Raw genomic sequence first — 16658 nt, 5'->3', positions numbered from 1 at the left:
CATTTTTATTTGGCCGACTTGGCCGTTGTCGGCTCGGCCACATTTCCGGACTGCGGCAACGGTGCACGCAGGCCACCAAGCAGGAACGACATCAGGCGCGGCAGGAGATTGTTATCCTGCTCTGTCGATCCTTCTTCAACCTGCCAATCGGTCACCAGGTGCAATGCGTCGGTACCTGCGATCGCATAGGAAGTCGCACCCAGCATGAAATGGAAACGCCACACGATCTCGGCCTTTGGCACGTCCGGCAGCGAACGAAACAACGCTTGCTTGTAGCGCTCCAGCACGTCGGCATATTCCGTCGACATGAAAGCTCGGATGAAGTCCGACGGTTCGGTGAAGGTACGCCCGAGCAAGCGCAGGAACGTTTCTCCGCCCGCCTTCTGGTCAGCTGTAGCGCGCAGCAGCGTGCCGAAATAACAATCGATGATCACGGACGGTTTCAGCGGTTTTCCAGCCGCTTTGGCCTCGGCCTCGTTCAACAGGCGCAATCGTTCCTGGTTGATGACCTCCAGGCGTCGTCTCAGTACCGCCTGCATCAAAGCTTCCTTGGAACCGAAGTGATAGTTGGCAGCTGCCAGATTGACCCCGGCTTCGCTAGTCACCACCCGCATTGAGGTTCCTTCATATCCGTACTGCATAAACAACTGCTCCGCGGCATCGAGAATGCGCTCCCGTGTGTCCCTGAGGGTCTGTTCATTAATCGGTTTGTTCATGGCAGCCAACCTCTCTCACCCAATCTAATTCAAACGTTCGTTTTAATTCTAGGTAAAAACAAAAGGGTCCGCAAGCGTTTTCTCACTTATCTTTCGAAATAGCGCGATTCCGCCGGCTTAAAACCCTCAATGACCTAGATACAGCCGGGATATTTCTTTTTCATAGCGCTCAAAAACGCGGGTGCGCTTGAGTTTCAAGGTTGCCGTCTGCAAGCCGTTCTCGACACTCCACGGCTCCAAAGTTAACGATACGCGGCGCACCTTGGCGTAACCGGGGAATTCCCTGATCTGCTCCGCGATGCGCTGCAGCACGATCGCCTCGATGCGGGGATCACTGAGCGATGCGCCCAGATCGGCCTGCACACCCGCTTGTTGCGCCAACGCATTCCACTGCTCGGGATTGAGCACTGCCAGCGCGATCAGGTAGGAGTGCCCCTCGCCGTAAAGCACGACCTGTTCAAACAGGGGATCGCGCATGATGGCGCCCTCCATGTCGGCAGGCGGGAGCTTTTCGCCGTTGGACATGACGATGATCTCCTTAATACGTCCGGTAATGGTGATATGTCCGCTCTCGTTGATGCTGGCCGTGTCGCCGGTGTTAAGCCAGCCGTCCTTGTCTATCGTGGCGGCAGTCGCTTCGGGATTGTTCCAATACCCGAGCATGTTGCAAGGCCCCCTCACCAGCAGCGCGTTCTGCTCGCCAATGCGCACTTCTATGCCAGGCAGCGGCTGCCCCACCGTAGAAGGAAGATTTTCCCCAACGCGATTGATGCTTACCACCGGACTGGTCTCGGTCATGCCATAACCCTGAATCAACGGCAGGCCCAGTGCAATGAACAGACGCGAAACTTTTGGCGGCAAAGCCGCACCTCCGCTGATGGACAAGCGTAAACGTCCTCCCAGTCTTTGCATCAGCTTGTCGGCCACCAGCTTCTTCAGCACGGGCCACAGCAAAAACTTCGGCGACCATTTGCGGCGTCCCTGCTGGTATTCAAAGCGTTCCCAGCCGACATTCACCGCCAGCGTGAACAGCCTGCGGCGCAACGGCGACGCTTCTGCCAACTTGGCGTGAATTGCGTTGTAGATGCGCTCGTAGATGCGCGGCACGGAAACCAGGATGGTGGGGCGGATGATCTTGAGATCATCCGCTAGCAAGGGAATGGAACGCGCATACGCCACGGATGCGCCGGCCATCATGCTCATGTAGTAGCCCGCCGTGCGTTCAAATGCGTGCGACAGGGGCAAGAACGACAACATGCTGTCGTGCGGATGGACCGTACAAGTTTGCAAACCGCCGTAAGCGTTATGGATGATATTGTGGTGGGACGACATCACTCCCTTGGGTTTGCCGGTCGTGCCCGATGTGTACATGATGCAGGCGAGCGCATCCCGGTTCCGGCTGCGTTCCGGCTGCATCTCGGCCTGTGCAGGCAGCCATGACTCAACCTGCTGCAGGTGCGGCACGCCATGCCCGGCAATGCTTTCCAGACTGACGAAACGCTGCACGCAAGCCATTTGCCCGAGTACCGTGCTCAAACCCTGCCACTGGGCTGCAGTCTCGAAGAACAGCACTCTCACCCGTGCATCGTTGACGATGTAGGCAGTATTCTCCGGCCTGTCCTCGACATAGAGCGGGACCAACACCAATCCCAACGACAGGGCAGCCTGTTCGTACATCACCCACTGCGGGCAGTTGCGCAACATGATCGCGACGCGCTCGCCCACGGCCAGATTCTCCTGCCGCAGCGCGGCCTGCCAGCGCGCCACTTGTGCGTGCATCTCTGCCCAGCTCAGCGTCAGCCACGCATCCCGCTTCGCATCGAAATAGCGGTAGGCCATTCCTTCCGGCGTACGTTTGGCGCGCTCAAGGAATAATCCGTGCAGCGTCACCGCTTCTTCCGGCTTGATGTAATGCTCCCCCATGCTTCTTCGCTCCTCTTGTTTTTTCTAATGCCCTGTGAAAATCTTCCTCAGGGTTTGTTAAGGAAAAAGTCCTCGAACAGCGGCGTACCGGGCGTCGTCGCGTATTGCTCAAAATCCTTCACACCGGTTGTGCGCAACAGATCCTCATCCACAAAGAAGTTGCCGGTACAGTCGCGACTGTTGCGCGTCAGGATGTGATATGCCGCATCCGCCATGATGGCCGGATGGCGCGACGCACGCAGAACGACTTCCGGAAAATTGAATTCGACTGCGGCGGTGGCGATGACGGTACGCGGCCACAGGCAATTCACGGCGATGCCGTCGTTGGCGAACTCCATCGCCATGCCGTGGGCGCACAAGCTCATGCCGTATTTTGAAATGCTGTAGACCACATGCGGCGCAAACCATTTCGCTTCCATATTGAGCGGTGGCGACATCGTGAGGATATGCGGGTTCGCCGATTTTTTCAGATGGGGGATGCAGGCCTGCGAGGCCAGGAAAGTGGCGCGCATGTTGACATCCCACATCAGATCGAGACGCTTGGCCGGGGTATCCAGAGTCTTGGTCAGGCTGATAGCGCTCGCGTTGTTGACCAGCACATCGATACCGCCGAAATGCTGTGCCGCGTGCTCAACCGCGGCCTGCAACGCAGACTCGTCGCGCACATCCATCTGGATGGCCAATGCGCGCCCTCCCGCCTGCTCCACCTCGGCAGCCACGCTATGGATGGTACCGGGCAGTTTTGCATGCGCTTCCGCCGTTTTGCCGGTAATCACCACATTCGCCCCGTCGCGTGCGCAACGTAGCGCAATCTCGCGCCCGATGCCGCGACTGGCACCGGTGATGAATATTGTTTTTTCATGCAGGTTGTTCATGCCTATCAGCTCCATATGGATTGTTTCGTTGGTGAAAGTGAGGATCAGTCGTTTCGGTATATCTGCCGAATGAAATCCGGCAGCGGCTGCGAAATGCCGGTACGCGGGTTCCACCACACAACCTTGACGGCGCCCTCGGCATAGAGCGTGGTGTCTTCGCCTTCGCAGCGTATTTCGAAATAGGTAGGCAGGCTGCTGTTCCCGGGCTTGCCGATCAGGATGTCGATCTCAACGGTCGCCGGATACACGATCGGCTTCAGGAAGGTACAACTCGCGTTGATGATCACCGGTCCTCCGTCAACGTTGACCATGTCGGTGACGCCGAGCGATTCGAGCCACTCGATCCGAGCCTGTTCCGCATAGCGAAAGTAAACCGTGTTGTTGACGTGTCCGAGGGCGTCCATGTCGCCCCAACGGACGGCAATGTGTGAGGTGTGTACGAGTATGCGATTAGGTTCCATGATCGGGAGTCTCCGACGGTTACGCCAAGGCGCTGTCGGCAGCTTGCAGGCTGGAAGCGCCGCGCTGAGTCATGACGAGCAGAGAAGCGGTCAGGGGCAGCACCTGGTCGGCATAGAAATGGGCGGTCGCGATCTTCTGCTTGTAGAAGCCCGCGTCGCCTTCCCCTGCCGCCAGCCTGGCTTGGGCGGCCACCGCGGACTTCACGAGCGCCCAGCCGCCAGCCACGGTGCCGAACAACTTGAGGTAATGAGCGGCACTCAGCAACGTCCCGGCAGTGTTGGTCGCAAAGTTGTGCAGTATCCACTCGCTGGCAGTCTGGAGGTGGCCCAATGCCTGCGCGAGATCCTTGCCCAACCCGGCAGTGACCGGATCGGCCATGGCTGCAGCCACAGTCTGCTGCATTTCCTTCAGCAGCGCGATCGCGGCTTCACCCTTGTCGCGGGCCAGCTTGCGCCCCATCAGGTCGTTGGCCTGGATGCCGGTGGTGCCTTCGTAGATGGTGGTAATGCGCGCATCGCGGAAATACTGCGCCGCGCCGGTCTCCTCGATGAAGCCCATGCCACCATGCACCTGCACGCCCAAGGAGGCGATCTCGTTGGCTTGTTCGGTGCACCAGGCCTTGACCACGGGGATCAATAGATCCACGCGAGCCTGCCAGAATTTGCACTGTGCTGCGTCGGGATGACGCTCGGCCTTGTCCATTGCGGCAGCGGTGATAAAGGACAACGCGCGCATGGCTTCGGTCTGGGAACGCATGGTCATGAGCATGCGGCGTACATCGGGATGGAAGGCGATGGGCAGATTGCCTTCGCGGCCGATCACCTTGCCCTGGATGCGTTCCATGGCGTAGCCGTATGCGTGCTGGTAGGCGCGCTCGGCAAGGCCGACACCCTGCAGGCCGACACCCAGGCGCGCGTGGTTCATCATGGTGAACATGTATTCAAGTCCGTGATTGGCTTCGCCCACCAGATAGCCGATGGCCCCGCCGTCTTCACCGTAGGCCATGACGGCGGTGGGACTGCCGTGGATACCCAGCTTGTGTTCGATGGAGACGCACTTCACGTCATTGCGCGCGCCGATGGAGCCGTCGGCGTTGACCAGAAACTTGGGCACCACAAACATGGAAATGCCCTTCACTCCGGCGGGCGCATCGGGCAGACGGGCCAACACCAGGTGGATGATATTGTCGGTGTAGTCCTGCTCGCCGTAGGTGATGAATATCTTGGTGCCCGTGACACGATAGTGATCGCCCTCCGGTATGGCCTTGGTGCGCAAGGCAGCCAGATCGGTGCCCGCGTTGGGCTCAGTCAGGTTCATGGTGCCGGTCCACTCGCCGGAGATCATCTTCGGCAAATAGGTGGCCTTCATTTCCGCGGAGGCATGGCTGTGAATTGCGGTAATGGCACCGGCAGTCAACAGTGGGCACAAGGCGAAGGCGACATTGGCGGAGTTCCACACTTCGCCCAGAGGTATACCCAGAATCTCGGGCAAACCTTGGCCACCGTACTCGGTGGGACAGGTAATACCTATCCAGCCGCCTTCGGCGAATTGCTGGTACGCGGATTTGAAACCGGGAGCCGTCGTCACCTTGTAGTCGCCCCATTTTGAACCCTGCTGGTCACCCACCTTATTAAGGGGTGCCAGCACTTCCCCGGCCAATCGTCCAGCTTCCTCCAGCACGGCGGACACCAGATCGGCGTCCACTTCTTCGCAGCCGGGCAGCGCAATAACTTCGTCCAGTCCCGCTACTTCCTGCAGCACGAACATCATGTCCTTCAGCGGAGCTACATAGGTCATTTCTTATTCCTCCAATTTTTTAGATAGACGCAGTGAGTTGCGGCACAGCTTCAAACAGGTCAGCCACCAAACCGTAATCGGCCACCTGGAAGATGGGCGCGTCCGGGTCCTTGTTGATGGCGACGATGACTTTCGATTCCTTCATCCCGGCCAGATGCTGAATGGCACCGGAGATCCCGACAGCGATGTAGAGCTGGGGCGCGACGATTTTGCCGGTCTGGCCCACCTGGAAATCATTGGGTACGAAGCCCGCATCCACTGCAGCGCGGGAGGCGCCGAGGGCCGCACCCAGCTTGTCAGCCAGTGGCTCCAGCAGTTGGCGATAGTTATCGCCGCTGCCTAAGCCGCGGCCACCGGAAACGATGACCTTGGCGGCGCCCAGTTCGGGACGGGCGGACACGCTGAGTTCCCGCCCTACCAATTTGGTTGTGCCTGTATCAGCCGGAGGCGTCACAGTTTCCACGACGGCACTGCCACCGTCGGCAGCAGCTTCAAAGGCGCTGGGACGCACGCTGATCACTTTGATGCCGTCGCGACTTTCCACGGTGCAAAGTGCGTTGCCGGCATAGATGGGGCGCACGAAAGTATTGGCATCCACGACGCCGACGATGTCGGAGATCTGCGCCACGTCGAGCATGGCGGCCACACGCGGCAGGAAGTTCTTGCCGAAGGTGGTGGCAGGCGTCAGCACGTGGGAATAGCCGCCCGCCTTCACTGCCTGCACGGTAAGATTCGCGAGGTTCTCGGCGAGACCATCGGCCAGGTGGGCGGCATCCGCCACCAGTACCTTGCGCACACCGGCGAGTCCTGCGGCAGCTTGCGCAGCAGCCTGACAGTTGTGGCCTGCAATCAGGATATCCACTTCGCTGCCCAGCTTGGCGGCCGCAGTGAGGGTGTTGCGGGTGCTGACCTTGAGGTTAGCGTTGTCGTGTTCGGCAATCAGCAATGTCGTCATGTTCCGGTCTCCTCAGATCACCTTGGCTTCGTTCTTGAGTTTCTCTACCAGCGTCGCCACGTCGGGAACGATCACACCGGCTTTGCGCTTGGCTGGTTCCTGCACTGTACGCAGCTTCAGACGTGGCGCGATGTCCACGCCCAGGCTCGCAGCGGCGATGGTTTCCAGCGGCTTTCTCTTGGCCTTCATGATGTTGGGCAGCGTGGCGTAACGCGGTTCGTTAAGGCGCAGGTCGGCGCTGATCACCGCGGGCAGGCTAACGGCCAGTGTTTCCAGTCCGCCATCCACTTCGCGCGTCACGGTGGCCTTACCTTCGGCGATCACCACCTTTGATGCAAAGGTGGCCTGGGGCCAGCCTTGCAGCGCGGCCAGCATCTGTGCGGTCTGGCTGGCATCGTCGTCGATGGCCTGCTTGCCGCAGAGCACCAGGCCCGGTTGCTCCTTGTCGGCGATAGCCTTGAGCAGCTTGGCCACCGCCAGCGGTTGCAGCGTTTCAAGTGCGGCAGCGCCGACATCCACCAGAACGGCACGATCGGCACCGATTGCCAGTGCGGTGCGCAGGATGTCCTGGGCCGCAGCGACACCACAAGTCACCACCACCACTTCGGAGGCGATGCCCGCTTCCTTCAGGCGAACTGCCTCTTCCACGGCGATCTCGTCGAAGGGGTTCATGGACATCTTGACGTTGTCCAGCTCCACACCGGAGTTGTCCGCCTTGACGCGGACCTTGACGTTGTAGTCCACCACCCGCTTCACGGGCACAAGAATCTTCAGGCTCATAGTGTTTTTCCTATCTCGATGTTCAATCACGATGTTAAATCACTACATGGTTTGATAAATCGGTCCTTCGCCACCCTGCGGCACGACCCAGTTGATGTTCTGTCCTGGGTCCTTGATGTCGCAGGTCTTGCAATGCACACAGTTCTGCGCGTTGATCTGCAGGCGAGGATGGCCACCGCTTGCGTCGCGCAGGATTTCATAAACACCCGCCGGGCAGTAGCGCTGCTCGGGTGCGTCGTAGATTGCGAGGTTGAAATTGATCGCCGCTTCCGCATCCTTTAGCTGCAAGTGACAGGGCTGGTTTTCTTCGTGGTTGGTGTTGGAGAGGAACACCGAGGACAGCCGGTCGAAAGTCAGCACGCCGTCGGGTTTGGGATAACTGATGGGCGTGCATTCCGCCGCGGGCTTGAGCTTGCTATGGTCCGCGATGTTGTGCAGCGTCCAAGGCGCTTTGCCCCGGAACAGCGTCTGGTCGATACCGACCAGCAGCGCGCCCAGATTGGTGCCCATTCTCATATAAGGCTTGAAGTTGCGTGCCTTGTACAGCTCCTGATAGAGCCAGGAGTTGCGGTATTTTTCGGGATAGCTTGCGAGTTCATCGCGACTGCGTCCGGCAGCCAGGGCTTCGACCAGCGATTCGGCTGCCAGCATGCCGCTCTTGATCGCCGTGTGCGAGCCCTTGATGCGCGAGGCGTTGAGGAAACCCGCGTCATCGCCGATCAATGCGCCACCGGGGAATACCAGCTTGGGCAGGGATTGCAGGCCACCCGCCGCGAGGGCGCGCGCGCCATAGGCGATGCGCTTGCCGCCTTCAAAGAAGGTGCGGATCTTCGGATGGGTCTTGAAACGCTGGAATTCCTCGAAGGGTGAAAGATAGGGGTTGCTGTAGCCCAGTCCCAACACAAAACCCACTGCAACCTTGTTGCCACCGTAGTGGTAGAGAAAAGCGCCGCCGTAGGTGTCGGATTGCAGCGGCCATCCGGCGCTGTGTATCACCAGCCCCGACTTGAACTGCTCGGGCTTGACCTCCCACAATTCCTTGATGCCGAGGCCATAAGTCTGTGGATCGGCATCGGCGCGCAAATTGAATTTTGCTTCAAGCTGCTTGCCCAGATGGCCGCGGCAACCTTCGGCGAACAAGGTGTACTTCGCATGCAACTCCATACCGGGTTGATAGGCATCGGTGTGTTGCCCGTCGCGGCCCACGCCCATGTCGCCAGTGGCGACGCCCTTCACGGCGCCATTTTCATCGTAAAGAATCTCGGCACCGGCGAAACCGGGATAGATCTCGACACCCAAGGCTTCCGCTTGCTCGCCCAGCCAGCGCGTCACCAGACCAAGGCTGACAACATAGTTGCCGTGGTTCTGGAAACAACCCGGCAGCGTGAAATTGGGGAATTTGATGCCGCCGGTTTCCGTCAGCATCAAGAAGCGGTCTTCTGTCACTTCGGTTTCAACGGGAGCACCTTTTTCCCTCCAATCGGGGATCAGTTCGTTCAGCGCACGCGGGTCCAAAATCGCGCCAGACAGGATATGCGCGCCGATCTCGGCGCCTTTTTCGATCAGGCAGACGCTAGTGTCGGCGTTAAGTTGCTTGAGGCGTATCGCCGCAGCCAACCCCGCAGGGCCTCCACCAACGATCACCACATCAAATTCCATTACTTCACGCATTTTAGTCTCCTGGCCCAAACGGGTTTAAAGAGGTGACGTCAGGCAATAAGCGCGCAGCACAATTTGCGCCCGTTGCCACGGCTGGAAACGGTAATGAATACTGTTTTTTATGCAAATTATTCATTCTTATCAGCTCCGAGTTACTTATGACTTCGTCGGTAAATTTCTGGGTTCGCGGCCAAATGATATATCTATTCCAAATTTATTTCAAACGTTCGTTTTAATTGGATGGTACAGACATTTGAACAAAATACGCAATTGATTAGCAAACCGCAGGCAATTGGTAGCGACAACAGCCCGGAGAACATCGGCAGCACGCTGAACAACTTGGGGGGAACAACAGGGAATTCGACTGGGACACATCCAGCCAGGCAAGCCGCAGCAAAAAACTTATATCGAACGTACAACCGGACGGTACACAACGACTGCCTAAGTCATTAACTGTTCAAGTCGATTGACGCGGTGCAGTTCAGGATTTAGCAACTGACTGGATGTGGACTTACAATCACGAGCGCCCAACATAAGCACTGGGGATATCACCCCAAAACAGAGGTTGGCTTTAACCGAAGCTACTTCTGACCACAGCTAAAATGGGAGGATTACCTCGTGACTCTCGTTCAACTTGCCACATTCGACATTGATTGCCAGCGCCATACATCGCGGCACATATCTTCAATGCCATATTGTGCCTGCCAACCCAATAGTGTTTTTGCAAGCAAGGGATCGGCATAGCACGCGGCTATGTCGCCGGGTCGCCGACCTACAATCTTGTACGGCACTTTCTTCCCGCTTGCCGCTTCAAATGCCCGAACGACGTCAAGCACACTATAGCCCTGCCCTGTTCCCAAATTGGCCGTCAGCACGCCTGGAGAAACTGTCAATGCTTTAAGCGCTGCAAGATGGCCGCGAGCCAAGTCCACTACGTGGATGTAATCACGAACCCCGGTTCCATCATGCGTTGGATAATCGCAACCAAAAACCGAAAGCTCTGCCAGGGTACCCACGGCCACTTTTGCGATATAGGGCATCAGATTATTTGGGATTCCGTTTGGATCTTCGCCGATCAAACCGGACTCATGAGCACCCACCGGGTTGAAATAACGCAATAAGGCGATGTGCCATGAAGCATCCGCATGGGCGATATCGCCGAGAATTTGCTCAATAATCAATTTGGAGCGTCCATAGGGATTGGTCGCAGAAAGAGGAAAATCTTCACGTATAGGCACCGCATGAGGGTCTCCATAAACCGTAGCGGACGATGAAAACACCAGCGTCTTCACCCCTGCCTCGGCCATCGTTTCAAACAGCACCAAGCTACCGTTAATATTATTGTCGTAATAGCGCAATGGCTGGGCCACGGATTCGCCTACCGCTTTCAAGCCGGCAAAATGAATTACCGCTTCCACGCGATAGTCGGCAAACAATGCACGCATTGCCTCGCGGCTGCGAACATCTGTCTCTACGAAACCAGGGCGACTCCCGACAATACGTTCAATACGCTCAAGTACCGATGCCTTGCTGTTGCAGAAGTTATCGACAATCAGGACCTCGAATCCGGCCTGCATCAATTCCACAACCGTATGCGAACCTATGTAGCCGGTACCACCTGTTACTAGAATCATGGTTCATTCACCAAAATAGGGGATACAAAAGTGCGTAGCTTAGCTGCCTGCATTAAATTTAAGCGCGATCCAATTTCCAGGGTGAAGCAAATAAGCTTCGATCAGAAGTGTGAGACAAGCCACCTTGTAAAAGCAGATATGATCTACGTGATCATATCCCGCAGATGGTTTTTGAATTATATGACAGAACCAACCAGCTTAAACGAAACGCGCCGTTGTGAGCGGCGCGGAAATTTCGCTTAAGTATCAAAGATACTCAGACAAGATTCATCGTGTTATTCTGGCTCTTGCTGCGTCTTGCCAAGAACCCAACCAACCCGAGACCAGCCAGAAGCATGGCGTAGGTTTCAGGTTCGGGTACTGCAGAAGCCGGAGTGAAATACACAACATCCTGAGAACCTGTGCCGGGCGTCCCCTGATATTGATTTGGTTGCAGCATTAAAAATTGGGCATTGTAACTACTGGTAGCATTTGCCAAGTTATTTAACCATTGTTGAGCGAGAGAAATTGAACCATTGGGGGTACCATAAGAATAATTGGTAAAGCTTATTGGCTGCCCACTCGTCAGGCTAAATTTTCCAGCGCTATTGATCGATTGTCCGTCGTTCACAATTGCCCAAATTGCAAGCTGAAAAGCTGTCTCATTAAGATTAGTGCTTGATGTAGAAGCTATGTTAGTACCATACAACGTATACAGGCGCCCAAGGTTTAGGAGTGCAGCCGAACTTAACCCGGACGGATTTTGCGTTGGTGCATAATCATATGATACAGATTGGGAACCAAAATTGAAATCGTGGAAAATATCCACACAAAATGTTTGAAAAGGCTTTGTCCTATTCGGATCTGTTGTCAAGTCAAACGTTTGGAAACCACCAGCCCCACCAGCAATATTGTAGTTATTAAGGGTTACAGTCTGGTCATACCAAACATTGCCTGAGTAATTTATGTTTATGTTTCCAGCCCCAGCCCAAAAATTGTGCAAGTCAATCTGATCTGCCCATGCCGGTTGTGCACCAATCAGCGCGGCTGCTACGAGCGCTGCTTTCAAACTGTGCCGTGCAATTCTGTTTTGAGTCATCGTCATTTACCTCGCCAATTTTAAGAATGCCAAACCATTAATCAAAGCGTAATGGCCAGATTTATTGGTGATATGAAACCATATCTGAAGATCAAAACCTATTGTACTAACGTACAGGTGAAGGGCGACGAGGGACTCTTTAAGCAACTTAATGGGTTTTGCCTCTGGCTAACAGCATCCGTTTGATCAGATTTCTGGCAAACAACGTGATTGCAAAAGGGATATTAATCAAGAAGTAACGTTTAAAAAGACGTTTTGGCTCCTGTAGAACCCGATAAAACCATTCCAAACCAGCCCTTTGCATCCAGACTGGGGCACGCTTAACATCCCCAGCCACAAAACTGAAACTCACACCTATCCCCAACCACCATGAAGACGGCAAGAGTTCCCGGAGCAACGCAATTAGCTTTTCCTGCTTCGGTGATCCCAAGCCAACAAATATAATGTCTGGTCGAGTTGTTACCAGAAATTTTCGAATTTTCTCCATTTCATCAACGCTTTTTTCAAAGCCGAATGGAGGTGCGTAGCAACCGGCAAGGCAAATCGCGGGGTATATTTGCTGAAATTTTTGGGCGGCAATTTCTGCAGCACCTGGATTGCCACCCAACAGGAATATCGTCTTACCATTTGATGCGGCTTGTGCCACAAGCTCGACAAAAACATCCGATCCGGCAACACGTTCCGGTAGAGGTGTACCCAACAAACGGCTCAGCCAGATAATCGGGGCTCCGTCCGCTGTAAAGATAGTGGATTCGCTACTAACTAGTAAGTGAAAAGATGCATCCGTTACCAAACGATGCAATATGTCAATGTTGGGAGTCACTACCCATCCGCCATGTCCTTGTGAATGTCGATGAATGATCAAATTCACGACTTCCTTCATTCTTAATTTGGCAAAGGGTACGTTTTCTATCAGCACAACAGGTAGAGAGTCCAATTGCATTTTCACCGCCCCCAACTAATGGGTTGAGCCCAAGATTTTTTGTTCGATTTCTTCCGTGGCTTTTCGCTTTCCAACGATCAAGCATCGCTTCTGATAAGCATGAAGAAAACGAATGAACTCAGTGTCGTCGTATTTTGGCAGTCCCCTTGCCCAGCTCGTGATGTATCCCCACAGCATCGCAAGTCCTCCAACGACAACAGGAGGCCGGGTCATACGAAACCCGGCACTGGCAACCATATAGGGAAACCAGGTACCCATGAAGTATTGACCGAAACCGTGGCGTTGCCTACCGGTAAGCATACCTTTCTGGCTAGAACCCATTGCACGCAAATGAAGGAAGCGCAAGTCTGCATCATCCCAACTGCGAGCAAGCCAACCTTTCATCCGGCAAGTGTGGCAGTCAATCCCGTCCCACATCACTTCACGAACAAAGCCACCAATTTCTTCAAAGCATTGAGTGCGATAGAACTTCGTCATGCCCACCGACATTTCATCACCACACATTTCGCTGATAAGCTCGCCTGTATCAGGATCAGGGAAATATGGCTTACCGCTACAGGTGCCTAGACGCGGCTGTTGCTCCATCCGTTCCATTAGTATTTCGAAATATCGGGGAGGAATTTCCAAATCAAGATCAAACTTGCAAATATATTCAAAATCATCAGTATTGATCGCAGCGTATCCCTCATAAAAGGCTTCGATAACACCCGGCCCAACTTTGCGAACTCCACGATCAGGCCGTCTAATTATTCGAATAAAGGGATAACGATTTGCATATTCTTCCAGAATTTGCGGAGTCGAATCTTTTGAGCCATCGTCCACAATTATCCACATTGATGGAGCAACGCTTTGCTTCACGACGCTTTCCAAGGTTCTGCGTGCGTATTGCTCCTCGTTTCTGCATGGAGTAATTAAACAGTAACGCCTATTCACTGATATCTCCAAGTAACGTACCGCAAAAAGAATCTACCATGCCCAAAGTAAATGACTTCCGGTAAATCCGAAGGCTTATTGGGTGAGTCCCCAAGCATAGTCGGCAGTTTACGCCACTCAATTATAGACAAAGTCAGCTTCCAACAATCGCGGCAGGAATGCCAACTGCCGTTTTTCCAGTAGGAACATTTGTCAGAACCACTGCGTTCGCCCCGATGCAAGCATGATCACCAATATGAATATTTCCCAGAATCTTTGCGCCTGCTCCGATGTCAACATGGCCTCCAATCACTGGCGGATCGCTAGATGCGCGAGTACCAATTGTGACCTGCTGGAAGATCAAACAATTCGGCCCGATCCGTGCGCCAGGATGGATAACGACACCATTTGGATGAGGCAGCAGTAAACCACCGCCAATCTGGCTATCAAGGGGAATATCTGCTCCCGTAACTATGCTCCAGAACCGATGTCGCAATACAGCGAATCTCTTTATTAGGATACGCCAAGGATTACGTGATTCAGCACATCCCTGATACATCCGAATACTAGCAAGCAATGACCGGGATGGCTGCCATGAAAAAAAAGATTTTTTTTCACGTGACCAATCTGGTACTTCCGCGGAAACAACCACAATGACTCCTCCCTTATTCATTTATATTCTATAAGGTGTGCAGTATTTCCGGTAACTCTGTTATACAAAAAGTTCATCTGTCCAGCCGCCTCGGGAAATTTCCCCAGCACCAAGAAAAAGGCGCGCCACCAGTTTTCATGCGCCGATCGTGTCCCTCGCAAAGCAATACGGACAACCTGCAACGGGTAAAGCAGCAATAACGCCAAGCTCCATACCCCTAGCCAGACAGTTAAACAAGCGACAACCAAAGGAATAAGTAAACCCCATATCCAGATACGCCGCGACTCCTTCACGCGATGCATTTCCGGCGAAGATCCATGCAAATATTTTCCCTCAGCATAGGCGTATCCGGAGCGTCGTGTTCGTTTCCACCACTGCCAGAAATGTGTCATTGCGGCATCATGCAGCGCCATATCGGCGTCAAGTCGCCAAACTTGCCACCCGGCTAACCGGAGGCGCACACACAACTCCGATTCTTCTCCGGCAATCAAATTGGCGCGATAACCGCCTGCAGCCTCGAACCCGTCCACCCTCGCCATAGCGATGCCGCCACATGCCTTTGCCAAACCAATCTCAGTATCCCATTCGATATCGCAAAGCAAATTATAGATAGAATGTTCTGGATGCCGCTCCCTGAGACGGCCGCAAACCATTGCCACATTTTTATTATTGTCCAAAAATGTGGCTGCTGCTTCTAGCCACCCGTCTACTAACTCGCAATCACCATCCACAAACTGAACATATTGGATTTGAGGATAAATTTTTCTCATCCGCGCAAATCCTTCATTTCTTGCACGTGCAGCTGTAAAAGGAACTGTCATATCCAAAGCCACAACGTCAGCACCAGCGCTCAATGCCGCATTCACTGAGTCATCCGTCGAGCCTGAATCCACATAGATAAGTTTAGAGAACTGAGCGGTTAAAGACGCAAGGCATCGCACGAGACGTTCTCCCTCATTGCGGCCAATAATGACAACTCCTACGCACGTTAAATCTAACATACAGTGATTTTCCAGTTAAAATTGCCACGACAATCCGGAACAGTTCTCTACGAACCCGGAAGCTCAGTCGAGATATTGGCTTAATTGAATTGCATTCAAGGAAAAACCAGTTAAATGGCTCCTCCAGAGTTGGTTCGACGGTTCACCACGAACGGACTTAATCGGCGATAGCTTAATGTATCGGTTGCTTGCCCATTCTGGTTTGAAAAAAACACTTCCACACTGTGAGCGAATGCATTAAGCGCAAGTAGAGCCATTCAGGTCGCTTGAACCTGGCTATATCTTTCAAAATCTCGATGAAATCAGCAAGTGACATCAAAAAAACATTCACTATGGAAGCGACCAACCCGCAATTTTTGCGGAAATACAATAATTCACTCTCAATTTGCAAAGAAGAAATTTGCCGCCCACTCGCTGTAATTTCTCCGTCTGACTTGGCACTCTCACCACCAATATGCACCACCGAAGTATAAGGATAGTAAACAACTTGCCAACCGGCTTTTTTTGTGGCGAAACAATGGTCCATTTCTTCAGAGTATAAAAAATATCTGGCATCAAACAGCCCCACCTGATCAATAACTTCTTTTCGAACCAAGTAATAACAGCCAGGCACCCAGTCACAATCTCTAACAGCAGCGTGATCCCAAGACATGTCATCCACCATTTTCGTACCCTTAAAAATGCGTTTCAGGCCCGTGCGGGACAGGAAAAGATTCCAAGGAGTTGGGAAAAACCGGCATGAAGGTTGAATGACACCATCACGCCCAAACAACTTGACACCAAGAATGCCACACTTGGGGTTGGCATCCATGTATTGAACTGTTTTGGCAATAGTGTCCGGCTCTATAAAAGCATCGGTATTTAGTAAAAGCACATATCGGCTTTTGATGAATGGTAAAGCTTGATTATTGGCACGCCCAAAACCCACATTTATTTTATTCTCGATGAGTCTGATTTGTGGATATTCCTGGCGAAGGATTTCCGCAGAATTATCTTTTGAAGCGTTATCAATAACAATTACCTCCATCTCTAAATGATGCGAAGAGGAAAATAGATGACTGAGTGCTGTTTTCGTCATCTCTATCGTATTGTAGCTAACAAGAATTACTGAAATATCCGGCATATCTTTTCCAAAATAATTCTTAAGGAAACGCCGAACAGCCACTCCACACTGAGCAGGAGTCGTATTGACGAATCCGGATTCGTTGAACAAATTAGATATTAGATTGATACTATTTCAAATATCTTAACATAAAACTATTTCTAAATTG

Annotated in this window: 15 protein-coding genes; all 15 read right to left on the bottom strand. The window is 53.5% G+C overall.

From position 1 onward, the window contains the following. Positions 1-5 precede the first annotated feature (5 nt). Positions 6-716, bottom strand: coding sequence for a TetR/AcrR family transcriptional regulator (locus QOY30_RS07935; protein WP_283744090.1), 711 nt, complete (start codon positions 714-716; stop codon positions 6-8). Between the two features lie 126 nt (positions 717-842). Beyond that, positions 843-2639, bottom strand: coding sequence for an AMP-dependent synthetase/ligase (locus QOY30_RS07930; protein WP_283744089.1), 1797 nt, complete (start codon positions 2637-2639; stop codon positions 843-845). A 47-nt stretch (positions 2640-2686) separates the two neighbouring features. Then, a complete protein-coding gene (locus tag QOY30_RS07925; RefSeq protein WP_283744088.1) occupies positions 2687-3514 on the bottom strand; it encodes an SDR family oxidoreductase in 828 nt (275 codons plus the stop codon). Positions 3515-3558: 44 nt separating this feature from the next. After that, a complete protein-coding gene (locus tag QOY30_RS07920; protein ID WP_283744087.1) occupies positions 3559-3975 on the bottom strand; it encodes an acyl-CoA thioesterase in 417 nt (138 codons plus the stop codon). Positions 3976-3994: 19 nt separating this feature from the next. Next, positions 3995-5773 (bottom strand): acyl-CoA dehydrogenase, encoded by a 1779-nt coding sequence (locus QOY30_RS07915; RefSeq protein ID WP_283744086.1) that lies wholly within the window; start codon positions 5771-5773, stop codon positions 3995-3997. 19 nt (positions 5774-5792) lie between these two features. Then, entirely contained in the window at positions 5793-6728 is a 936-nt protein-coding gene (locus tag QOY30_RS07910; protein WP_283744085.1) for an electron transfer flavoprotein subunit alpha/FixB family protein, read from the bottom strand. A 12-nt stretch (positions 6729-6740) separates the two neighbouring features. Continuing rightward, positions 6741-7502: an electron transfer flavoprotein subunit beta/FixA family protein gene (locus QOY30_RS07905; RefSeq protein WP_283746043.1), complete on the bottom strand. Its 762-nt coding sequence runs from the start codon at positions 7500-7502 to the stop codon at positions 6741-6743. Between the two features lie 48 nt (positions 7503-7550). After that, positions 7551-9179 carry an electron transfer flavoprotein-ubiquinone oxidoreductase gene (locus QOY30_RS07900; RefSeq protein ID WP_283744084.1) on the bottom strand — a complete coding sequence of 543 codons (1629 nt, stop codon included), beginning with the start codon at positions 9177-9179 and terminating at the stop codon, positions 7551-7553. Between the two features lie 617 nt (positions 9180-9796). Continuing rightward, positions 9797-10801, bottom strand: a complete 1005-nt coding sequence (gene galE / locus QOY30_RS07890; RefSeq protein WP_283744083.1) for a UDP-glucose 4-epimerase GalE — start codon at positions 10799-10801, stop codon at positions 9797-9799. A 256-nt stretch (positions 10802-11057) separates the two neighbouring features. Then, positions 11058-11885, bottom strand: coding sequence for a PEP-CTERM sorting domain-containing protein (locus QOY30_RS07885; protein WP_283744082.1), 828 nt, complete (start codon positions 11883-11885; stop codon positions 11058-11060). Between the two features lie 142 nt (positions 11886-12027). Then, a complete protein-coding gene (locus tag QOY30_RS07880) occupies positions 12028-12822 on the bottom strand; it encodes a WecB/TagA/CpsF family glycosyltransferase (protein ID WP_283744081.1) in 795 nt (264 codons plus the stop codon). A 15-nt stretch (positions 12823-12837) separates the two neighbouring features. Beyond that, a complete protein-coding gene (locus tag QOY30_RS07875) occupies positions 12838-13755 on the bottom strand; it encodes a glycosyltransferase family 2 protein (RefSeq protein ID WP_283744080.1) in 918 nt (305 codons plus the stop codon). A 133-nt stretch (positions 13756-13888) separates the two neighbouring features. After that, entirely contained in the window at positions 13889-14407 is a 519-nt protein-coding gene (locus tag QOY30_RS07870) for a serine O-acetyltransferase (RefSeq protein WP_283744079.1), read from the bottom strand. Beyond that, positions 14404-15387: a glycosyltransferase family 2 protein gene (locus QOY30_RS07865; RefSeq protein ID WP_283744078.1), complete on the bottom strand. Its 984-nt coding sequence runs from the start codon at positions 15385-15387 to the stop codon at positions 14404-14406. The genes QOY30_RS07870 and QOY30_RS07865 overlap by 4 nt, the downstream gene beginning before the upstream one ends. 172 nt (positions 15388-15559) lie before the next feature. Next, the gene (locus tag QOY30_RS07860; RefSeq protein WP_283744077.1) at positions 15560-16510 is read right to left on the bottom strand and encodes a glycosyltransferase family 2 protein; all 951 of its coding nucleotides are present in this window, start codon (positions 16508-16510) and stop codon (positions 15560-15562) included. Between the last annotated feature and the right edge of the window lie 148 nt (positions 16511-16658).

It is taken from the genome of Sideroxydans sp. CL21, from assembly GCF_902459525.1.
In the GTDB taxonomy this organism is placed as follows: Bacteria; Pseudomonadota; Gammaproteobacteria; order Burkholderiales; family Gallionellaceae; genus Sideroxyarcus.
This window is presented reverse-complemented; position numbering and strand designations above follow the sequence as displayed.

Bases quoted from the DNA above. Each gene is read 5' to 3' on its own strand.
- QOY30_RS07885 (WP_283744082.1), bottom strand. From the start codon at position 11,885: ATGACGATGACTCAAAACAGAATTGCACGGCACAGTTTGAAAGCAGCG.
- QOY30_RS07920 (WP_283744087.1), bottom strand. From the start codon at position 3,975: ATGGAACCTAATCGCATACTCGTACACACCTCACACATTGCCGTCCGT.
- QOY30_RS07865 (WP_283744078.1), bottom strand. From the start codon at position 15,387: ATGTTAGATTTAACGTGCGTAGGAGTTGTCATTATTGGCCGCAATGAG.
- QOY30_RS07915 (WP_283744086.1), bottom strand. From the start codon at position 5,773: ATGACCTATGTAGCTCCGCTGAAGGACATGATGTTCGTGCTGCAGGAA.
- galE (WP_283744083.1), bottom strand. From the start codon at position 10,801: ATGATTCTAGTAACAGGTGGTACCGGCTACATAGGTTCGCATACGGTT.
- QOY30_RS07900 (WP_283744084.1), bottom strand. From the start codon at position 9,179: ATGCGTGAAGTAATGGAATTTGATGTGGTGATCGTTGGTGGAGGCCCT.
- QOY30_RS07935 (WP_283744090.1), bottom strand. From the start codon at position 716: ATGAACAAACCGATTAATGAACAGACCCTCAGGGACACACGGGAGCGC.
- QOY30_RS07860 (WP_283744077.1), bottom strand. From the start codon at position 16,510: ATGCCGGATATTTCAGTAATTCTTGTTAGCTACAATACGATAGAGATG.
- QOY30_RS07930 (WP_283744089.1), bottom strand. From the start codon at position 2,639: ATGGGGGAGCATTACATCAAGCCGGAAGAAGCGGTGACGCTGCACGGA.
- QOY30_RS07925 (WP_283744088.1), bottom strand. From the start codon at position 3,514: ATGAACAACCTGCATGAAAAAACAATATTCATCACCGGTGCCAGTCGC.
- QOY30_RS07910 (WP_283744085.1), bottom strand. From the start codon at position 6,728: ATGACGACATTGCTGATTGCCGAACACGACAACGCTAACCTCAAGGTC.
- QOY30_RS07880 (WP_283744081.1), bottom strand. From the start codon at position 12,822: ATGCAATTGGACTCTCTACCTGTTGTGCTGATAGAAAACGTACCCTTT.
- QOY30_RS07870 (WP_283744079.1), bottom strand. From the start codon at position 14,407: ATGAATAAGGGAGGAGTCATTGTGGTTGTTTCCGCGGAAGTACCAGAT.